Origin of the sequence: Nonomuraea maheshkhaliensis, from assembly GCF_039529435.1 — a bacterium.
Taxonomy (GTDB): domain Bacteria; phylum Actinomycetota; class Actinomycetes; order Streptosporangiales; family Streptosporangiaceae; genus Nonomuraea; species Nonomuraea maheshkhaliensis.
In genome coordinates, this window is record NZ_BAAAMU010000001.1 from 56,760 (window position 1) to 76,574 (window position 19,815).

The window sequence follows — 19,815 nt, forward strand, 5'->3', positions numbered from 1 at the left end:
GCTCTAGTTGTGCTCGCCCAGGCCCTCCACGGCCTTGCGGGCCGCCGCGGCCAGGCGGTCGTGCCACATCTCGCGCTGGAGCAGGCGCAGCGCGCGGCGCAGGACGTCACTCGGCCGTTCGTCTTCGCGAAGGGCGGTGCGGATGATCCGCTCGTCTTCGGCGTTGGCCCGGAAGGCGATCTCAGCCATGTCCCGAGCTTATGGACCCGCCGACGCCCTTGTCCTGCGTTTGCCCGACGCGGGCCCGGCGGGGGGCACGGCGGGGGGCACGACGGCGGCCGAAGAGATAGATGACCGGTGCCGTGCAGATGAGCGGCCCGATGACGGCGATCGGGCGTTCCAGCCACCACACCGTGTCCGGCGGGATCCGGTCGCCCAGCGAGCCGAACAGCCACCACGACAGGCCCAGGGAGATGGCCATCCCGGTGGTGTGGAAGAGGAAAAGCGGCAGCGCGTAGCGGTTGATGAACTCGTTGAGCCGCCGCCAGCCCGGCCGTTCCAGCACCCGTTCCATGGCCGGGCGCAGCACCTCGACCAGCCCGATCTGGAAGAGCAGCAGCGCGACGATGACGAACGTGGGCGGCGCCATGTTGGACCACTTGTCGCCGGGCACCCCGACCATCGAGCCCGGGTAGATGCCGGAGTAGACGAGCCCGAACAGGGCGAACAGCCCCGTCCACAGCAGTGCCACGTCATAGCGTCTGGGCAGTTCGACGACGCGGTCGTAGAAGAACCCGGCCTGGTGGGCCAGCCCCCAGATGATGATCATGTTGAGCCAGGCGACGCCCTCGACCTCGTACCGGAAGCGCAGCACGTCCACCACCAGCGCCGCCCCGCCGAGCCAGATGAGGGTGAGCACGTCGTAGCGCTTGTGCAGCCAGAGCGCGAGCGGCAGCAGCGCGATCAGCACGAGGTAGACGCCGAGGAACCACAGCGGGCTGAGGACGAGCAGCACGACCCGCCACATCCAGTCCACCTGGAACGTGTACGTCACCGTCGCCCCGATGGCGATCCACACCCCGGACAGGACCAGCGCAGGCAGGGCCAGCGCCTTGATCCGCCGCGCGACGAACGAGCCGATGCCGACCCCGCGCGCCCTGGCCTGGCGCCAGGACAGCAGGTGCACGTGGCCGCCGACGTAGAAGAACAGCGGCAGCACCTGCAGCAGCCAGGTGAGGATCCACAGGCCGGAGGTGAAGCCCAGCGGGCTGGTGGGCTCGGGGCCGTGCGGCTTCCACTCCAGGATGGTGAAGGCCCAGTGCCACAGGACCACGACGACCAGGCTCAGCGCGCGCAGCCAGTCGACGTACTTGTCGCGTTCCGCGGAAGGGTCGGGGGCAGGGCTGGGGGCGGGGACGGGGGCGGAGGTCACTTGTCGATGTCACCTACCACGAAGAACATGGAGCCGAGGATGGCCACCATGTCAGCCACGAGATGCCCGGGCAGCATCTCGCGCAGCACCTGGATGTTGCTGTAGGAGGCCGAGCGCAGCTTGAGCCGCCACGGCGTCTTGTCGCCCTTCGACACCAGGTAGTAGCCGTTGATCCCGAGCGGGTTCTCCGTCCACGCGTACGTGTGGCCCTCCGGCACCTTGAGCACCTTGGGCAGCCGCTGGTTGATCGGCCCGGGCGGCAGCGAGCGCAGCCGTTCGACGCAGGCGTCGGCCAGGTCCAGCGAGACCTTGAGCTGCTCGAACAGCACCTCGAAGCGGTCGTGGCAGTCGCCCGCGCTCCGGGTGACGACCTTCACCGGCAGCTCGGGGTAGGCCAGGTACGGCTCGTCGCGGCGCAGGTCGAAGTCGACGCCCGAGGCGCGGGCGATGGGGCCGCTGACGCCGTACTGCATGATCTGCTCGCGGGTGAGCACGCCCACGCCCCTGGTGCGCGCGATGAAGATCTCGTTGTGCAGGATGAGGTTCTCGATGTCGGGGACGCGGCGGCGGGTCTCGGCGACGGCCTGGCTCACCCGGTCGAGCCAGCCGAGCGGCAGGTCCTCCTTGAGCCCGCCGACCCGGTTGAACATGTAGTGCATGCGCCCGCCGGAGATCTCCTCCATGACGGCCTGGATGCGTTCGCGCTCGTCGAAGGAGTAGAACAGCGGCGTCATCGCGCCCAGCTCCAGGGGATAGGAGCCGAGGAACATCAGGTGGTTGAGCACCCGGTTGAGCTCGGCCAGCAGTGTGCGCGCCCACACGGCCCTGACCGGCGGCTCCATGCCCAGCAGGCGCTCGGCGGCGAGCACCACGCCCAGCTCGTTCGCGAAGCCGGACAGCCAGTCGTGGCGGTTGGCCAGCATGATGATCTGACGGTAGTCACGCACCTCGAACAGCTTCTCCGCGCCCCGGTGCATGTAGCCGATGATCGGCTCGGCGGTGGCGATGCGCTCGCCGTCGAGGGTCAGCCGTAGCCTGAGCACCCCGTGGGTGGACGGGTGCTGCGGGCCGATGTTGAGGATCATGTCCTCGGTGGCCAGCTCTTTCGCGCCCGCGCCGATTCCGACCACTCGTTCCGTCATACGGCAATGCTGCCACCGTACCCGGACGTGATCCAGCGCGGGGGATGGTCAAGAGATGGTATGGAAACGCATCCCGAAGCCGGACATGGGGAGGAATACCGGTAACGGGGGGAGAAAACACCATGAAGAGAGTTCTTTTTGATGTCGCAGCTCTGATCGCACGAGTCGCCACCGGCGTGATCTTCCTCGCGCACGGCTGGCAGAAGTGGCAGGGCGGGCTCAGCGCCGCTTCCGAGGGTTTCCGGGAGATGGGCATCCCGATGCCGGTGATGGCGGCCGGATTCTCGACCATTGTCGAGACCGTCGGCGGCGTCTTCCTGATCCTCGGGCTGCTGGTGCGTCCGGTGGCGTTGCTGCTGCTGATCAACATGATCGGCGCGATCGTGTTCGTGCACGGGAGCCACGGCGTGCTGTCGGCGAACAACGGCTGGGAGCTGCCGGGGGCGCTCGGCGCGCTGTGCCTGCTGTTCCTCGCCCTGGGTGGCGGGCGCATCGGGCTGGACGCCATCTTCACCTCGGTCCTCCACAGGCGCGGGGAGCGGCGGGTGGCCGAGGAGGAACTGGCCGCGCACGCCCCGAGCAGGGGAGACGCGGGCATGGCGGCGGGCACGGCCGCGGGTACCGCAGCGGGCACGACCGCCACGGGAACGGCTCAGGCCGGTCGCACCGGCGGGCCCATGACGCCCGCCGATCGGGACGTCCCGGCAGACCGCCCGGAGGTGCCCAGGCAGCCGGCCGCGCCCGACACGACCCGCTCGACCGGCCCGACCGGCTCCGGGAGGTTCAACGACGACGACATGAGGGAGATCGACGCGCTCGTCTCCGACGAGCCGCCGCAGCACCACAAGCCGCCGAACCGCTGACCTCCGGGCTCAGCGGCGGGAGACGAGGTCCCGCACGGCCTCGATCAGCCGGTCCACGTGCTCCTGCGTGCTCCCGATGCCGATCGAGGCCCGCACCGCCGAGCCGGTGTCGTCCGCGCAGTCGCCGTCGGGGGCCCCGTCGGAGGCCCCGTCGGAGGCGCTGTTGGACGTGCCCAGCAGGTGCCGGACGAACGGGTGCGCGCAGAACTTGCCGTCGCGCACCCCGATGCCGTACTCGCCGGACAGCGCCTCGGCCACCTCGCGCGCCGTGTACCCGGCCACGGTGAACGACACGATGCCCACGCGCGGGTGGTCGTCCCCCCACAGGGACAGCTCACGTACGCCCTCGATCGAAGCCAGCCCCGAGCGCAGCCGCGCGATCAGCCGCTCCTCCTCCCGCACCAGCGCGGTCCAGCCGGTCGCGGTCAGCGCGTCGCAGGCGGCGGCCAGGGCGATGGCGCCGAGCACGTTCGGGGTGCCCGCCTCGTGCCTGGGCTCGGGGTCGTCGTGCCACTCCACGCTCTCCCCGACCGAGCGCACCGCGCCCCCGCCCCTGAGGTACGGCTCACCCTCGGCCAGCCAGTCCCTGCGCCCGACGAGCGCGCCGGCCCCGAAGGGCGCGTACAGCTTGTGCCCGGAGAAGGCGACGTAGTCCAGGTCGAGCGCGGTCAGGTTGAGCCGCCGATGCGGTACGAGCTGCGCCGCGTCCACCAGGATCCTGGCCCCGTGCCGATGCGCGATGTGCGCCAGCGCGGCGATCGGCCACAGTTCGCCGGTGACGTTGGAGGCGGCGGTGACGACCAGCAGCTTGGGCCCCTCGATCGCGGCCAGCGCCTCGTCGGCGGCGCGCACGGCCTCGCCGGGGAAGGCGGGCGGCGCCAGCCGCACGGCGTGCCGCCAGGGCAGCAGGGAGGCGTGGTGCTCGGTGTCGAAGACCACCGTGGTGGTGCCTTCGGGCAGGCAGCCGGCCAGCAGGTTCGTGGCGTCGGTGGTGTTGCGGGTGAAGATCACGGAGTCGTCGGGGCGGGCGCCGACGAAGGCCCTGACCGTGTGGCGGGCCTGTTCGTACCGGGCGGTGGTGAGCTGGGAGGCGTAGCCGGCGCCGCGGTGGACGCTGGAGTAGGCCGGGAGCGCGGCGGTGACGGCGGCGCTGACCGGCTCAAGACAGGGCGCGCTGGCCGCGTAGTCCAGGTTGGCGTACCCCACCAGCCTGCCGCCCTTGACCGGCACCTCCAGGTCGGCGCCCAGCACGGCGGGAATGGGCCGGCTCGTCGCGGAGGCGGGGGCGGCCTCGGGCGTACGGGCGGAGTTGAAGATCGTCAGAGTGGACACAGGGGTACCTCCTGAAGGGCCATCGGACCCCTGGAAGCAGCCACGGAGCCCGCGCTTGCCCGCCACACCTCGTGACGGACCAGGTCTTCACCCGGGGCACCCCGCCGCGGACGCGAGGGTTGCCGGCCAGCTAGCCGGGGCTTGTCGCTGGCACTCATGACCTACGAGGGGAACTATAACCGACACCCCGGCATGAATCGCAACCCCGCGAACTAATGCTCGGCTCGGCTCGTTGCTACCGGGAAACCCCATCAACCCCCGAGTCATGGAGGTACCCGATGCTGGACTGGGTGGCCGATCCGAATATCTGGATCGGCTTCTTCACCCTGGTCGCCCTGGAGATCGTGCTGGGGATCGACAACATCATTTTCATCTCCATCCTCGCCGGGAAGCTGCCCGCCGAGCAGCGCGACAGGGCCCGTGTGCTCGGTCTGGCGGCGGCTCTGCTCAGCCGGCTGCTTCTGCTGTTCGGCCTGTCATGGGTGGTTCAGCTCACGCAGCCGCTGTTCACGGTGCTAGGTCAGGAAATTTCGGGACGCGACCTCATCCTGCTGCTCGGCGGGTTGTTCCTGCTGGGCAAGAGCGTCACCGAGATCCACCACAGCATGGAGGCCCCGGCCGGCAAGGACGGCAAGCAGGCCGCCGCCGTCTCCTTCACGTCGGTGATCGTGCAGATCATGGTGCTGGACGTGGTGTTCTCACTGGACTCCGTGATCACCGCCGTCGGCATGGTGGACGAGCTGGGCGTGATGATCGCGGCGGTCGTGGTGGCCGTGGTGGTGATGCTGTTCGCCTCCGGGCCGATCAGCCGGTTCGTGGACGCGCATCCGACCATCAAGATGCTGGCGCTGTCGTTCCTGGTGCTGATCGGGGTGGTGCTCGTCGCCGAGGGCCTCGACCAGCACATCCCGAAGGGTTACATCTACTTCGCGATGGCGTTCTCGGTCGTCGTGGAGCTGCTCAACATCCGGGTGCGCAGCAGGCACACCAGGAGGCGGCAGGCCGTCCAGGAAGGAGAAACCCCATCCTAAGATGAAATAGTGGGCTTTGATCCTTGGAATCCGGATTTCGTGGCGTACCCGTACCGCGTGTACGACGAGTTGAGGCGCGAGGCGCCCGTCACCTACTTCGAGCCGACGGGCCAGTGGCTCATCGCGCGGCACGCCGACGTCAACGCGCTGCTCAGAGACCGCCGGCTGGGCCGCTCCTACCTGCACGTGGCCACCCACGAGGAGTTCGGCAGGCCGGCGGAGCCGGAGTTCCAGGAGCCGTTCTGGCGGGTGATCAGAGCGGGCATGCTCGACGTGGAGCCGCCGGTGCACACGAGGCTGCGCCGGCTGGTCTCCAGGGCGTTCACGCCGCGCATGGTCGACTCGCTGCGCCCCCGCGTCCGTGCCATCGCGGGGGACCTGGTGGCGGCGTATGTAGACAAGGGCGGCGGTGACCTGATCGCCGAGGTGGCCGAGCCGCTCCCGGTGACCGTCATCGCGGAGATGCTCGGCATCCCCGACCAGGACCGCCACCTGCTGCGCCCCTGGTCGGCCGACATCTGCGGCATGTATGAGCTCAACCCCGCCCCCGAGGCCCAGCACACCGCGGTGCGCGCGGCGTCGGAGTTCGCCGGTTACCTCAAGGCCCTGGCCGCCGAACGCCGCCGCGCCCCGGGCGAGGACCTGATCTCGGCGCTCACCCAGATCGAGGAGCTGACCGAGGACGAGCTGGTCGGCACCTGCGTCCTGCTGCTCAACGCCGGCCACGAGGCCACCGTGAACGTGACGGGCAACGGCTGGTGGTCGCTGTTCAGGAACCCCGGCGAGCTGGCCAGGCTGCGCGCGGACCGGTCCCTGCTGCCCACCGCCGTCGAGGAGCTGATGCGCTGGGACACGCCGTTGCAGATGTTCGAGCGCTGGGTGCTGGAGGACATCGAGGTGCACGGTGTACGGATCCCGCGCGGCTCGGAGGTGGCGCTGCTGTTCGGCTCGGCGAACCGGGACCAGGACGTGTTCGAGGACCCGGACCGGCTCGACGTGGGTCGTGCCGACAATCCGCACATCTCGTTCGGCGCGGGCATCCACTTCTGCCTGGGCGCGCCGCTGGCCAGGATCGAGCTGGCGGAGTCGTTCGGCGCGCTGCTGGACCGGGCGGCCACGCTGGAGCTGCGCGAGGAGCCGGCGTGGAAGCCCGGCTACATCATTCGCGGCCTGCGAAGCCTCGACCTCACCGCCACCGCCTGAGAGCGGCGCTTACGCTCACCGCTGCTGGCTGAGCCAGCCGAAGCCGCCGAGCCCCGAAGGATCGATCAGCTCGCCCTCCTCCGAGGCCCGCGCCAGCGCCCTGAGATAGCCGCGCGGATCGACCCGGGCCAGGTCGAGCGGCGGACGCGCGCCGGTGACCCCCAGCTCGCGCAGCGCCGCGCGCTGTGTGGACAAGGTTGTGGATATCGCACCGGCCCTGATCCCGGCCGCCGCGCACGCGTCGAGGGCGACATGTGCGGTGATGTCGCAGGTCCCGTCGGGTACGGGGGTGACGACCGCGCCGTCGCGGTACCCGGTCAGCGTGCCGCACAACGGCCGGTTGTCCACAGGGTGTGCATAATCGATGGCTATCGCCCGGCCTCTGCGGAGACGTACCAGGACCGAGGCCCATGCCTCGTCGCGGGGGAGGCCGATCTCGGCCCGCGAGCCCACGCGGGTCAGCGGCCACCACCGCTCCAGCCAGGCCCGGTCGGCCGGGCGCAGCGGCCCGCCGAGCCGCTCCTCGCCCGTGCGCACGTCGACCAGGATGAGGCGCGGCCCTTCAGCGGTCTGCTCGGCCACGTCGAGCGGCACGTTGTCCAGCCACTCGTTGGCGATGGCCAGCCCCACGATGCCGTTGGGCACCTCGCCGGACCAGCGGACGCGCCCGGGCAGGTCGGGCGGCCTGGGGGACAGGTCGACCGCCGTGATCCGCAGCCGATCGCGCAACGCGGGCGGCGCCGACTCCAGGACCTGGGCGACCAGCACGCCCTCGCCCGCGCCGATGTCGACCAGGTCGAGCACGTCGGGCTTGCCCAGCTCGGCGTCCACTTCCGCGAGCAGCGCCAGCACGGCTCCGGCGAAGGCGGCCGAGGCGCTGACCGAGGTGCGGAAGTGGCCCGACGGGCGTTCGCGGAGGTAGAAACCCTCCTCGCCGTACAGCGCGCGCTCGGTGGCGACGCGCCAGGTGAGCCACATGTTCTGGACTATCTCATGACTCGCGACGGGCACGCACTGTCATCATATGACTACTCAATGTCTCCGACTTGCGGTAGCGTTTACCCATTGTCATCGAGTGATCGCGTTGCGCCATCCCCTACCGGCGGAGCGGATCGCTCCCCGAGCACTCGCGGCGCGAAGCCGCGAAACTGAGAGGAGCCCTCATGCTGAAGAAGGTCCTGGTCGTCGCAGGTGCCGCCGCCATGCTGTCGATGGCCGCCCCGGCCCACGCCGACATCACCAACGGCGCCGGCGGTGTGCTCTCCGGCAACCAGGTGCACCTGCCGATCACCGCCCCGATCAACATCTGCGGCAACGCCATCGCGGTCATCGGCCTCGCCGTGGCGGGCTGCAAGGGCGGGGCCAACGCGTACGCGCCGAGCCACCACTGACAGCGGCGAACCCGGGCCGGCGCAGGCCGGCCCGGGTTCGTGTCCCCAACTGGTCAGTCGGCGGATGACCAGCCGGCGCACCTCCAAGGGGTCGCGATGTGCGGGCGTCAGGTTCCGGCAAGGGACGTGGCGCCCGCTTTCATGCGGTGACCCCTCTCCTCATCTCTTCCGACAGGGGGTGCGTTCTTTGTGTGCCCTTGTCGCTTTTGTCGTTAACTCAACGCGCGGCAAAGCACTCGTCACGCTGGCACTCTCGCAAGGCCGTTACGCTGGTCGGCGGTGCCATTACGACAGGGGTGAGACGTCATGGACGCAGGGGATCGCCCGGCCCGGCTGACTGTCGGCGTGCTGGGGGCGGGCAAGGTCGGCTCGGCTCTCGGTGCCGCGCTGGCGCAGGCGGGGCACCGCGTGGTGGCCGCCAGCGGAGTGTCCGACACCTCCCAGCGGTGGGCGGCCGAGCGGCTCGGTCTCTCGCCGTCCAGGCCGGACGAGGTGGTGGCCGCGGCCCAGCTCATCCTGCTCACCGTGCCGGACGACCCGCTGCCCGGCCTGGTCAGCGGGCTGGCCAGCACGGGCGCCGACCTCCAGGGCAAGATGCTGGTGCACACCAGCGGGGCGTACGGGCTGTCGGTGCTCGACCCCGCGGCCGAGGCGGGCGCGCTGCCCCTCGCCCTGCACCCCGTGATGACCTTCACCGGCAGGGACGACGACCTCAACAAGCTCACCGGCATCTCGTACGGCGTCACCGCGCCCGACGTGCTGCGGCCGGTGGCCGAGGCGCTGGTGATCGAGATGGGCGGCGAGCCGGTGTGGATCGCCGACTCCGACCGCCCGCTCTACCACGCGGCCCTGGCCGGAGCCGCCAACCACATGGTCACGCTCATCGCGGAGTCCTCCGACCTGCTGCGCGGCATCGGCGTCGAGCATCCGGGCCGGATGCTGGGCCCGCTGCTCGGCGCGGCGCTCGACAACGTGCTGCGGCTGGGCATCGCCGGCCTGACCGGCCCCGTCGTGCGGGGTGACGCCGGCACGGTGCGCAAGCACGTGGACGCGCTGATCCTGGCCGCCCCGGAGGCGGCCGACGCCTACATCGCGCTGGCCAGGCTCACGGCGGACCGGGCGCTGGCCGCCGGGTTGCTCAAACCCGAGGAGGCGGAGAGGCTGCTCGACGCGCTAGGGGGCAATATATGGACCTGATCGTCGCGCTTGGAGGGCACTCATGGAGCTGATCGTCGCCGGCAACCGGGAAGACCTGGTCAAGGCGCGCCGTGCCGGCACGGTGGCGCTGGTCCCGACCATGGGGGCGCTGCACGAGGGCCACCGGTCGCTGATCAGGCAGGCCCGGGTGCGCGCCGATCAGGTCGTGGTCAGCATCTTCGTCAATCCTCTCCAATTTTCTCCAAACGAGGATTTTTCACGCTATCCCCGTACATTCGACGCCGATCTTGACGTGTGCCGCGCCGAAGGCGTGGACGTCGTGTTCCACCCGGCCGTCGAGGACATGTACGCCCCCGACCGCCAGATCTCCGTCTCCTCCGGCGAGATGGGCCGCATCGTCGAGGGCGCCGCCAGGCCCGGTCACTTCGACGGCATGCTCACGGTGGTGCTCAAGCTGTTCAACCTGGTCCAGCCCGACCTGGCCGTCTTCGGGCAGAAGGACGCCCAGCAACTCGCCCTCATCCGCCGCATGGTCGCCGACTTCGACCTGCCGATCGAGATCCTGGGGTCGCCGACCGTACGCGAGCCCGACGGCCTGGCCCTGTCCAGTCGCAACCGCTTCCTGTCCGAGGACGACCGGCGGCTGGCCCTGGCGCTCTCGCGGGCGCTGCGGGCGGGGGCGGCCCGCCTCGCCCCGTCCGAGATCAGGCGCACGGCCATGGCCGTGCTCGACGAGGTGGGCCCCGGGCTTGAGGTCGACTATCTGGCGCTGGTGGATCCGGCCACGTTCGCCGAAGTGAGCGAGTCGTACGAGGGCCTGGCCGTGCTCGCGGTGGCGGCCAGGGTCGGCACCACGCGGCTCATCGACAACGTCACCCTCACCCTCAACCCCGCCTGAGGACCCCCGGGGCATGGGCACGCCGCGCCTGGCGTTATCGTCATAGTGACGAAATCGCCTCAGTGAGGAGACCCCCGATGAGTGCACCGGCGATTCCCCTGCGTCTGACCGCCCCCGATCCCGGCTGGATCGCCACGGCCGACATGGTCGTGGTGGGCTCCGGCATCGCCGGCCTGACCGTGGCCCTGCGCTACGCCGAGCTGGAGCCGGCGGCCAAGGTGCTGGTCGTCACCAAGGACGTGCTGTCATCCGGCTCGACCCGGTGGGCCCAGGGCGGCATCGCGGCCGTGCTCGACCCGGAGGACACCCCCGACGAGCACCTGAGTGACACGTTGCTGGCGGGAGTCGGGCTCTGTGACGTACGGGCGGTGCGCACGCTGGTGACCGAGGGCCCCGACGCGCTGCGGCGGCTGATGGCACGTGGCGCCCGCTTCGACCGGACGGCCGACGGGGAGCTCCAGCTCACCAGGGAAGGCGGGCACCGGCGCCGCCGGATCGTGCACGCGGGCGGCGACGCCACCGGCGCCGAGGTCCAGCGGGCTCTGGTCGAGGCGGTGCGGGCCGGCTCGATCGAGGTGATCGAGCACGCGCTGGTCCTCGACCTGCTGAAAGACGCGAAGGGCCGGGCCAGGGGCGTGACGCTGCACGTCATGGGCGTGGGCGCGCGCGACGGCGTGGGCGCGGTGCACGCCAGGGCGGTGGTGCTGGCGACCGGCGGCATGGGCCAGGTCTACGCCGCCACCACCAACCCGGTCGTCTCCACCGGCGACGGCGTGGCCCTCGCGCTGCGGGCCGGAGCGGTGGTGCGCGACCTGGAGTTCGTCCAGTTCCATCCGACCGTGCTGTGGCTCGGCGAGGGCTCGACCGGGCAGCAGCCGCTGATCTCCGAGGCCGTCAGGGGCGAGGGTGCCTTCCTCATCGACCACGAAGGCCGCCGGTTCATGGAGGGCGCGCACGAGCTGGGCGACCTCGCGCCGCGCGACGTGGTGGCCAAGGCCATCATGCGCACGATGCGGGCCACCGGCCGCGACCACGTCTTCCTCGACGGCCGCCACTTCGGCAGGGAGAAGTGGGAGTCGCGCTTCCCCACGATCTACGCGGTCTGCCGCGAACACGGCATCGACCCGGTCACGCAGCCGATCCCGGTCTCGCCGGCCGCCCATTACGCCAGCGGCGGCGTGCGTACGGACCTGCACGGCCGTACCTCCATCGAGGGCCTCTACGCCTGCGGCGAGGTCGCCTGCACCGGCGTGCACGGTGCCAACCGGCTGGCCTCCAACTCCCTGCTCGAAGGGCTCGTGTTCGCCGAGCGCATCGCCGCCGACGTGCACGCGCGGCGGCCCGCGCCGGGAGAGCCGGTGCCGGGCACGGAGGCGGAAGGGCTGGTGGACCCGCGGGTCAGGGCGAGGATCCAGGCTCACATGAGCACCGGCGCGAGCGTGCTGCGCAGCCGCGAGTCGCTGGTCGCCACCGCCTCGGCGCTGCGCGACGCCCGCTGGACCCCGGTCGAGGTGCCCGCCTGCACCGAGGCGTGGGAGGCCACGAACCTGCTCACCGTCGCCACCATCCTCACGGGCGCGGCGGCCGCCAGGCTGGAGACGCGCGGCTCGCACTGGCGCGAGGACCACGACACCCGCGACGACGACGAATGGCTGGGCCACCTCGACGTGACCCTGACGAAGGAGGGCCCCCGCATGACGTACACGCCGCACGGTGACGCGATGACGCCGCGCCTGGCGCAGGAGCTCACGGCGGCCGGGCTGGACCCGGCCGAGGTGGACGCGCTGATCGACCGCGCGCTGGCCGAGGATCTGCAGGACGCGGGCGACGTGACGAGCCTGGCCACGATCCCCGAGGGGCAGCGCGCGGTGGCCGACGTGGTGGCCCGCAAGGACGGCGTGGTGGCCGGGCTGGCGGTGGCCGAGGCGGTGTTCGTCCGGCTCGGGGCCGCCCGCGCCGAGCGCGGGGCCAAGGACGGCGAACGGGTGCGGGCCGGCGACGTGCTGATGACCGTCGAGGGCCCCGTACGCGCCCTGCTGACGGCCGAGCGCACCGCGCTCAACCTGCTCACCCACCTGTCGGGAGTGGCCACGCTGACCGCGCGCTGGGCCGAGGCCGTCGGCGGCACGGGCGCGCGGGTGCGCGACAGCCGCAAGACCCTGCCCGGCCTGCGGGCATTGGAGAAGTACGCGGTACGCAGCGGCGGTGGCGTGAACCACCGGATGTCGCTGTCGGACGCCGCCCTGATCAAGGACAACCACGTCGTGGCCGCGGGCGGGGTGGCCGAGGCGTTCAGGGCGGTCAGGGAGCGCTACCCCGACCTGCCGATCGAGGTGGAGGTCGACCGGCTCGACCAGCTCGACCCCGTGCTGGACGAAGGCGCCGAGCTGATCCTGCTGGACAACTTCACGATCGAGGACACCGCGCGTGCCGTACATATCGTGAAAAATCGGGCGAAAAATAGGGTTGCTCTTGAGGCGAGCGGGGGATTGACCTTGGAATCGGCCCGTGATGTGGCGGAAACTGGCGTTGACTACCTTGCGGTGGGAGCACTGACGCACTCAGCGCCGGCCCTTGACATCGCACTGGATCTGCGGGGGTAATGAATGCTGCTCACGATCGACGTCGGCAACACGCACACGGTGCTGGGGTTGTTCGAGGGCGAGGACGTCATCGAGCACTGGAGGCTGGCCACCGACGCCCGCCGTACCGCCGACGAGATCGCCGTCGTCCTCCAGGGGCTGCTGAGCCAGTCGCCGCTGCTCAAGGGGGCCGACATCGACGGCATCGCCATCTGCTCCACGGTGCCGAGCGTGCTCAACGAGATGCGTGAGATGTGCCGCCGTTACTACGGCGACGTGACCGCCGTGATCGTGGAGCCGGGCATCCGCACCGGGGTGCCCGTACGGATGGACAACCCCAAAGAGGTCGGCAGCGACCGCATCGTGAACGCGCTGGCCGCCATCGACCAGTACGGCGGCCCCTGCGTCATCGTCGACTTCGGCACCGCGACCTCGTTCGACGCCGTCTCCGCCAAGGGCGAATACGTCGGCGCGGTCACCGCCCCCGGCATCGAGATCTCGGTGGACGCCCTGGCCGCCGCCGGAGCCCAGTTGCACAAGGTCGAGCTGGTCAGGCCGCGCTCGGTGATCGCCAAGAACACCGTCGAGGCGCTGCAGGCCGGGATCATCTACGGCTTCGCCGGCCAGGTGGACGGCATCGTCGAGCGCATGACGGCCGAACTGGCCGACGACCCCGACGAGGTGACGGTCGTCGCCACCGGCGGGCACGCGGCGCTGGTCGTGGGTGAGTCACGTTCGATCGACGTGCACGAGCCGTGGCTGACCCTCATCGGGCTGCGGCTCATCTACCACCGCAACACCGCCTGAGCTCCGGCACACGACGAGCGGCCCCCCGCTCGGGTGGGGGGCCGCTCGCGCTTTCACCCGTCACTCGCTCTCGGCGGTGTAGATGTACTGCCAGTGGCCGCACTTGACGGGGAAGTTGCTGTGGGGGCCGATCTGGCAGACCTTCGCCCGCAGGCTGAAGACGTCGTTCTCCTGGAACTGGAACCACTTCGAGCCCGGGTAGCCGCAGTACTTCTTGTAGTAGACCGGCGACCAGTCGTGGTCGAAGTCACTGGCCTCGAACTTCACGAACGCGCACTTGCCGCCGGCGCGGTAGGTGCGGTTGTCCAGGTCCCAGAGCCGGCCTCTGACCGTGACCTCGTTGGACTCGCCGTCGTGGTCCCAGTCGACGCCCACCCAGCCCTGCGCCTTGGCCTTGAAGTGCTTGGCGTAGACGGGGCCCCAGTACTCGGAGTGGTCGTCGGGCGTGCTCGCGTAGGCGGCGGCGGGAAGCGCCAGGGCCAGAGCGCTGGTCGCGGCGACGGCGGCGAGGCCGGTCGCGATCTTCTTGAACATCTCGTCTCCTTGAGCTCCCCTCGGGCCGGCTCCTTGCCGGCACCCCCCTTCGAGCTCGTGAGACATTGATAGGCGCGGGCCCTTGCAGAAAGTCTGCAGCAGACCGACGAGCCCTTGCAGTTCGCCATATCCCCTACCCTTTGATGTTGTGAGCGACGAACTTCCCGAGCAGATGCGCATCCGGAGGGAGAAGCTCGACCGCCTTCGCAGCGAGGGCGTCGATCCTTACCCGGTGAACTTCCCACGTACGGCGACCAACGCCGAGGTCAGGGAGAAATACGAGGGCCTTGAGCCCGACACCGCGACCGGCGACCGGGTCGCCGTCGCGGGGCGCGTCATGCTCAACCGCGTGGGCGGCAAGCTCTGCTTCGCCACGCTCCGCGACGGCGGCGCCGACCTCCAGGTGATGATCTCGCTCGACAAGGTCGGCGAGGAGTCCCTGGCCGCCTGGAAGCGTGACGTCGACCTGGGCGACCACGTGGGCGTCAGCGGCGAGGTCATCACCTCGCGCAGGGGCGAGCTGTCGATCCTGGCCGAGAGCTGGCAGATCACCTCCAAGTGCCTGCGCCCGCTGCCGGAGAAGCACGTCGGCCTCACGGACCCCGAGGCGCGGGTGCGTCAGCGCTACGTCGACCTCATCGTCAACGACGAGGCCAGGACGATGGCGCGGGTACGCAGCGCCACGGTGCGCGCGGTGCGCGACTTCTGGCACGAAGAGGGCTATCTAGAGGTCGAGACGCCGATGCTGCAGCCGATCCACGGCGGCGCGACGGCCCGGCCGTTCCAGACCCACATCAACGCCTACGACATGGAGCTCTACCTTCGCATCGCGATCGAGCTCTACCTCAAGCGGCTCGTGGTGGGCGGCATCGAGAAGGTCTTCGAGATCAACCGGAACTTCCGCAACGAAGGCGCCGACTCGACGCACAACCCCGAGTTCACCATGATCGAGGCGTACGGCACCTACCTCGACTACAACGACATGGCCGACCTGACCCAGCGGATGTACCAGAAGGCCGTGGTGGCCGCCCTGGACACCACGGTGGTCGTCCACGACGGCAAGGAGATCGACCTCGGCCTGCCCGAGTGGCCGCGCATCACCCTCTACGGCGCGGTGTCGCAGGCCGTGGGCGAGGAGATCACCACCTCCACCACCCTGGAGGAGCTGCGCAAGCTGGCCGACCGGCGCGAGATCCACTGGGACCCGAAGTGGGGCTCGGGCAAGATCGTGCAGGAGCTGTTCGAGGCGCTGGTCGAGCACACGCTGGTCCAGCCCACGTTCGTGATGGACTATCCGCTGGAGACGTCCCCACTGGCGCGCAACCACCGCGACGACCCGCTGCTGACGGAGAAGTGGGACCTGATCGGCTTCGGCACCGAGCTGGGCACCGCCTACTCCGAGCTCAACGACCCGATCGAGCAGCGGCGCCGGCTCGTCGAGCAGTCGCTGCTGGCGGCCGGGGGCGACCCCGAGGCCATGCAGGTCGACGAGGACTTCTTGCAGGCGCTCGAATACGCCATGCCGCCCACGGGGGGCATGGGCGCCGGCATCGACCGGATGATCATGGCGTTCACCGGCAGGAACATTCGCGAGACGATCCTGTTCCCGCTGGTCAAGCCCACCCACTGAGTCACGGTCACCCCGGTGCGGCCCTGTCGGGCCGCACCGGCCTTGCCCGGGGCCGCATCGGTCCCGCCCGGGTGCGCCTGGGCCCGGCCGTCGCTGATGAGATCGACGGCCGGCTCGGGCGCTCAGTTCCCGCACTCTCGTCACGGCGTGGTCGTGAAACTCCCTTCCGGCCCGCCCGGTTCCCCGCCCGAGCGCCGCTGTAAGCATCGGGTCAAGGTGCGCGCCGGGATCTCACTACGGCCGCGGCTCCGTTCGTGATCCTCCGCAGGCGCTCCGAGCGTTCGCTGATCGTCATGTCCGGAAGTAGCTCCCCTCGGAGCGGCTCCGAGAGCGGCCTCGCCGGTCGGAGCGGCGAACAGGTCGCCGGTGATCACCTCCAGGCGTGGGCTCGGACGCCGGCACCTGCGGAAAGTGACGCCCTGATCACCAAGGCGCGCGGCCAGGTACGCTCCTGCGGGTCCGTCCATACGATCGGCCCGGCCTGCTGACCTGGGCCTGTGCGCCCATGGGCGCGATGCCGCGGCCGGAGCGCGGATCGTGGAGCCACATGGTGCGGAGGACGTGCGCGGTGGCTGCGAGTGATCACGCGCGCGTGCGGAACAGAGCGGTCCACGCGCGAAGATCGCGATGACGGGGATAAGGATCACGCAGAAACTCGCCGTCGAATGGATCAAAACCCAGCACGTCCACCGCCTTCGTCATCGCGGATCCGGCCTGCGCGGAAGGCTCGATGACTGCGCCTATCGCTCGACGATCATTAACGACATATCGCGAGTGCGTCATATATATCGGATCATGTCAATAGCGCTCGTCAAGGGCCCGGATTGTCATGCTTGACGACCTTTCCAGGATGCGTTTACCGTCTGCGAGGAGCGACTTCGGCCCGCTTGAGAGGCCCAAGTTCAGCTGTTGGGGGGGAGGGCTCCCGATGGATGTGCTCACTGAAGGCGTTGAGCTGAGCCATGCCGATCTTGCATTGCTGGCGGAGCTGGCGAAGGGAGTCACGGTCGACCGGGTGGGCAGACGTCTGGACATCAGCGGCCGTACCGTACGCCGGCGATTGCGCGGCATCTGCGACCGCATCGGCGTGGCCACGGCGATCGAGGCCGTGGCCTGGGCGGCCCGCCGCCAGCTGATCTAGCGGCGGGCACTTCAAGCGACGGCGCCGACGAGCCGTGGGCAGGGGCTCAGTCGGCGATGCGTACGGCGCCGGCGAACGGCCGGTTGGCGATCGAGGCGATGCGCACCACGTCACCGGTCCGCGGCGCGTGCACCATCATGCCGCCGCCGAGATAGATGCCGACGTGGTGCAGGTCGCTGTAGAAGAACACCAGGTCGCCCGCTCGCAGCTGCTCGCGCGGGATGTGCCGGCCCGCCGTCCACTGGCTGCCGGTGTAGTGGGGCAGTGAGATGCCCACCCTCTGGTAGGCGGCCATGACCAGGCCGGAGCAGTCGAAGGAGCTCGGCCCCTCGGCGCCCCAGACGTACGGCTTGAGCTGCTGCGTGAGCGCCCAGCGCGCGGCCTGGGCGGCCTTGCCGGCGCCGACGATCGGCAGGTCGACGCGGGTCGCGCGGGTGCCGGGCCGCCCGGCCTCGCCCAGCGCCCGGCTGAACAGGTTGCTCTCGACCTTGGCGACCAGCTTGGTGATCTTGTCGCGCTTGCCGCCCAGCTCGTTGACGAGCTGCTCGACCTCGTCGATGCGCGCCTTGGCGCCGGCCCTGGCCCGCTCGGCGGCCGCCCTGGCCTTGGTGACCTGGTTGACCGCCTCGCCCTGCTGCTGCTCCAGCACGTACGTGGTGGCGGCGCGGTCGAGGAAGGTGTCGGGGTCCTTGGAGGTGGTGAACGCCAGCACCCGGCCCAGGCCGCCCGTGATGTAGGCGTTCTCGGCGAGCATGGCGGCCTTGGCCCGCTTGGCGGCGAGATCGGCCTCACTGGTGGCCAGGGTCTTCTTCGCGGCCTCTGCGGCCTTCTGGGCGGTCTTGAGCTTCTCCCGCTGGCCGTTGTACTGCTCGCTCAGCGTCTCGATCTCGGTGTGCATCTTCTCGACCCGCTTGGCCAGCTCCTTGAGCGAGGGCTTGGGATCGGCGGACGCCGAGGCGACGGGGATCGCGAGGAGGACCGCGGCGATCGTGAGACTCACCACACCGAAGCGGTGCGGCCGCCGAGGTCGTTCCGGAGGGCGGGCGTGCTTGCCCGCCGTCTTCCCCCCACCGTCGTGCGTGCGCTTCACCAACCAGCTCCTCTCATGGACGCCTACCGGGTTAGCTGACGGGTTCGGGCCGGAGCAGCCCTACCGAACGATTCGGATTCACCCCAGTGGTGACGATGGGGGTCGTCACCGGCGGGTCCCCGGCTTCCCTCACGGGAATTGGGCGTGTCCCTCACGTTGCGACACGTGGGGGACATCGTCGCAGGACACTAATGCACTCCGGGTTCGTGCTCAACCAGAACTGCCGAGTCTGTAGAGGTTTCACAACCGAAGGGTCACAAGGTGATCTCGTGGTCACTCGTACAGAAGCGACTTTATGTCCTCTTTGCCCTTGCTTCTGCCGCAGCCGCGAGGCCGGCGCCAGGGGCGCGCCCATATGACCGGGTCATGTAACAGGATGGGCCGGGACATGGCAGTTAGGGCCGAGCCGTAATGACATCTGTACTCTGGAGAGCCATGGAGCAGGTGGCCGAACTGACGATGCCCGAGACCGCGGTGGTGGTCCGGCGTGCCCGCACGCCGGACGTGCGCACGGTCAGGAGGCTGGTGGACACCTACGCGGGCGCGGGCCCGCGGCTCCTGGAGAAGGCCACGGTGACCCTGTACGAAGACGTGCAGGAGTTCTGGGTGGCCGAGCGGGGCGGGCGGGTAGTCGGGTGCGGCGCGCTCCACGTGCTGTGGGAGGACCTCGCGGAGGTCCGCACCGTGGCCGTGGATCCCGAATGCCGGGGCATGGGCGTCGGCCACCGGATCGTCTCGGCGCTGATACAGCAGGCGACGGATCTGGGTCTGCGGCGTGTATTCTGTCTAACTTTTGAGGTCGATTTCTTCGCGAGACTCGGGTTCCGCCCGATACAGGGCACCCCCGTCTCACCCGAGGTGTACGCCGAACTTCTCGCCTCCTACGACGAGGGCGTGGCGGAGTTCCTCGACCTGGAACACGTCAAACCGAACACCCTGGGCAACACCCGCATGCTGCTCCATCTGACATCGGGTGACGCGGACCTTGACCAGATGGAAAGGTGATTGTTGATACCTATGTCGATACGTTGGGCAGCACAGGCATGTGTCCTGACACGTGCCACATGCGCACTCGAAGCGAGGTGACACGGTGAGCACCGGACAGCCGCCGTATCCACAGGACGACTCCGGAGAAAACTCTGCCCCCGGCACCCCTTACGGGCAGCAGAACTCGGGCCGCCACCCCGGCGAGCCCGACCCCGACGTCACTGTGGTCGGCTACCGGGCGGACGACGCCTATGGGCAGCAGCCCCAGTACGGCCAGCAGCAGGGCTACGGGCAGCAGCAGCAGTCCCAGCCGGGCTACGGCCAGCAGGGCTACGGCCAGCAGCAGCAATACGGCCAGCAACCCCAGTACGGCCAGCAGCAGGGCTACGGGCAGCAGCAGCAGTCCCAGCCGGGCTACGGTCAGCAGGGCTATGGCCAGCAGGACTACGGCCAGCAGCAGGGTTACGGGCAGCAGCAGCAGTCCCAGCCCGACTATGGCCAGCAGGCTCAGTACGGGCAGCAGGGCTACGGCCAGCAGCCTCAGTCGGGTCAGCAGCCGCAGTACGGTCAGCAGCAGCAGTCGCAGCCGGGCTACGGCCAGCAGGACTACGGCCAGCAGCAGGGCTACGGTCAGCAGCAGCAGTCCCAGCCCGG

General features: G+C 69.9%; 19 protein-coding genes and 2 riboswitches. Of the genes, 11 read left to right on the forward strand and 8 right to left on the reverse strand.

What is annotated here, in order from left to right:
* Positions 1-3 precede the first annotated feature (3 nt).
* Genes ABFX54_RS00285 through ABFX54_RS00295 form a run of 3 tightly spaced genes read right to left on the reverse strand, consistent with a single transcriptional unit; the run spans position 4 to position 2,514 of the window.
* A complete protein-coding gene (locus ABFX54_RS00285) occupies positions 4-189 on the reverse strand; it encodes a hypothetical protein (protein WP_346100800.1) in 186 nt (61 codons plus the stop codon).
* Positions 182-1,372, reverse strand: a complete 1,191-nt coding sequence (locus ABFX54_RS00290) for an acyltransferase family protein (protein ID WP_346100801.1) — start codon at positions 1,370-1,372, stop codon at positions 182-184. The genes ABFX54_RS00285 and ABFX54_RS00290 overlap by 8 nt, the downstream gene beginning before the upstream one ends.
* Entirely contained in the window at positions 1,369-2,514 is a 1,146-nt protein-coding gene (locus tag ABFX54_RS00295; RefSeq protein ID WP_346100802.1) for an NADH-quinone oxidoreductase subunit D, read from the reverse strand. Before ABFX54_RS00295 ends, ABFX54_RS00290 begins: the two co-directional genes overlap by 4 nt.
* A 122-nt stretch (positions 2,515-2,636) precedes the next feature.
* Here ABFX54_RS00295 and ABFX54_RS00300 point away from each other — a divergent pair, with 122 nt between their 5' ends.
* Positions 2,637-3,377 carry a DoxX family protein gene (locus tag ABFX54_RS00300; protein ID WP_346100803.1) on the forward strand — a complete coding sequence of 247 codons (741 nt, stop codon included), beginning with the start codon at positions 2,637-2,639 and terminating at the stop codon, positions 3,375-3,377.
* A gap of 9 nt (positions 3,378-3,386) precedes the next feature.
* On the opposite strand, the gene ABFX54_RS00305 is transcribed toward ABFX54_RS00300, so the two are convergent.
* A complete protein-coding gene (locus ABFX54_RS00305; protein WP_346100804.1) occupies positions 3,387-4,709 on the reverse strand; it encodes an aminotransferase class V-fold PLP-dependent enzyme in 1,323 nt (440 codons plus the stop codon).
* A 46-nt stretch (positions 4,710-4,755) separates the two neighbouring features.
* Positions 4,756-4,871, reverse strand: a riboswitch (SAM riboswitch).
* 116 nt (positions 4,872-4,987) lie between these two features.
* On the opposite strand from ABFX54_RS00305, the gene ABFX54_RS00310 reads away from it, so the two are divergent.
* On the forward strand, positions 4,988-5,740 hold the full coding sequence (locus ABFX54_RS00310; protein ID WP_346100805.1) for a TerC family protein: 753 nt from the start codon (positions 4,988-4,990) through the stop codon (positions 5,738-5,740).
* Positions 5,741-5,749: 9 nt separating this feature from the next.
* Positions 5,750-6,943 (forward strand): cytochrome P450, encoded by a 1,194-nt coding sequence (locus ABFX54_RS00315; RefSeq protein WP_346100806.1) that lies wholly within the window; start codon positions 5,750-5,752, stop codon positions 6,941-6,943.
* A 15-nt stretch (positions 6,944-6,958) separates the two neighbouring features.
* Here the strand turns inward: ABFX54_RS00315 and ABFX54_RS00320 are convergent, their stop codons facing one another.
* Positions 6,959-7,921: an SAM-dependent methyltransferase gene (locus tag ABFX54_RS00320; protein WP_346100807.1), complete on the reverse strand. Its 963-nt coding sequence runs from the start codon at positions 7,919-7,921 to the stop codon at positions 6,959-6,961.
* 185 nt (positions 7,922-8,106) lie between these two features.
* Between ABFX54_RS00320 and ABFX54_RS00325 the strand changes: the two genes are divergently transcribed.
* The 5 genes from ABFX54_RS00325 to ABFX54_RS00345 all read left to right on the forward strand — a co-directional run bounded on the left by ABFX54_RS00325 (position 8,107) and on the right by ABFX54_RS00345 (position 13,779).
* The gene (locus ABFX54_RS00325; protein ID WP_346100808.1) at positions 8,107-8,334 is read left to right on the forward strand and encodes a chaplin family protein; all 228 of its coding nucleotides are present in this window, start codon (positions 8,107-8,109) and stop codon (positions 8,332-8,334) included.
* A 306-nt stretch (positions 8,335-8,640) separates the two neighbouring features.
* Positions 8,641-9,531 carry a Rossmann-like and DUF2520 domain-containing protein gene (locus ABFX54_RS00330; RefSeq protein WP_346100809.1) on the forward strand — a complete coding sequence of 297 codons (891 nt, stop codon included), beginning with the start codon at positions 8,641-8,643 and terminating at the stop codon, positions 9,529-9,531.
* A 22-nt stretch (positions 9,532-9,553) separates the two neighbouring features.
* Complete coding sequence (panC, locus tag ABFX54_RS00335) at positions 9,554-10,390, forward strand: pantoate--beta-alanine ligase (protein WP_346100810.1); 837 nt, start codon at positions 9,554-9,556, stop codon at positions 10,388-10,390.
* Between the two features lie 77 nt (positions 10,391-10,467).
* Positions 10,468-12,993: an L-aspartate oxidase gene (locus tag ABFX54_RS00340; RefSeq protein ID WP_346100811.1), complete on the forward strand. Its 2,526-nt coding sequence runs from the start codon at positions 10,468-10,470 to the stop codon at positions 12,991-12,993.
* Between the two features lie 3 nt (positions 12,994-12,996).
* Entirely contained in the window at positions 12,997-13,779 is a 783-nt protein-coding gene (locus tag ABFX54_RS00345) for a type III pantothenate kinase (protein ID WP_346100812.1), read from the forward strand.
* Positions 13,780-13,839: 60 nt separating this feature from the next.
* Here the strand turns inward: ABFX54_RS00345 and ABFX54_RS00350 are convergent, their stop codons facing one another.
* A complete protein-coding gene (locus ABFX54_RS00350) occupies positions 13,840-14,313 on the reverse strand; it encodes a hypothetical protein (protein WP_346100813.1) in 474 nt (157 codons plus the stop codon).
* Positions 14,314-14,461: 148 nt separating this feature from the next.
* On the opposite strand from ABFX54_RS00350, the gene lysX reads away from it, so the two are divergent.
* Together lysX and ABFX54_RS00360 are read left to right on the forward strand one after the other, a co-directional pair.
* The gene (gene lysX / locus ABFX54_RS00355) at positions 14,462-15,943 is read left to right on the forward strand and encodes a bifunctional lysylphosphatidylglycerol synthetase/lysine--tRNA ligase LysX (protein ID WP_346100814.1); all 1,482 of its coding nucleotides are present in this window, start codon (positions 14,462-14,464) and stop codon (positions 15,941-15,943) included.
* 928 nt (positions 15,944-16,871) lie between these two features.
* Complete coding sequence (locus tag ABFX54_RS00360) at positions 16,872-17,084, forward strand: LuxR C-terminal-related transcriptional regulator (RefSeq protein ID WP_043615366.1); 213 nt, start codon at positions 16,872-16,874, stop codon at positions 17,082-17,084.
* A gap of 46 nt (positions 17,085-17,130) precedes the next feature.
* On the opposite strand, the gene ABFX54_RS00365 is transcribed toward ABFX54_RS00360, so the two are convergent.
* Complete coding sequence (locus tag ABFX54_RS00365) at positions 17,131-18,174, reverse strand: C40 family peptidase (protein ID WP_346100815.1); 1,044 nt, start codon at positions 18,172-18,174, stop codon at positions 17,131-17,133.
* Between the two features lie 5 nt (positions 18,175-18,179).
* Positions 18,180-18,329: riboswitch (cyclic di-AMP (ydaO/yuaA leader) on the reverse strand.
* A 280-nt stretch (positions 18,330-18,609) separates the two neighbouring features.
* Here ABFX54_RS00365 and ABFX54_RS00370 point away from each other — a divergent pair.
* Positions 18,610-19,179 carry an amino-acid N-acetyltransferase gene (locus ABFX54_RS00370; RefSeq protein ID WP_428834471.1) on the forward strand — a complete coding sequence of 190 codons (570 nt, stop codon included), beginning with the start codon at positions 18,610-18,612 and terminating at the stop codon, positions 19,177-19,179.
* 10 nt (positions 19,180-19,189) lie between these two features.
* Here the strand turns inward: ABFX54_RS00370 and ABFX54_RS00375 are convergent.
* Positions 19,190-19,815, reverse strand: a 626-nt coding sequence (locus ABFX54_RS00375) for a hypothetical protein (protein ID WP_346100816.1), incomplete at its 5' end; no start/stop codon positions are given.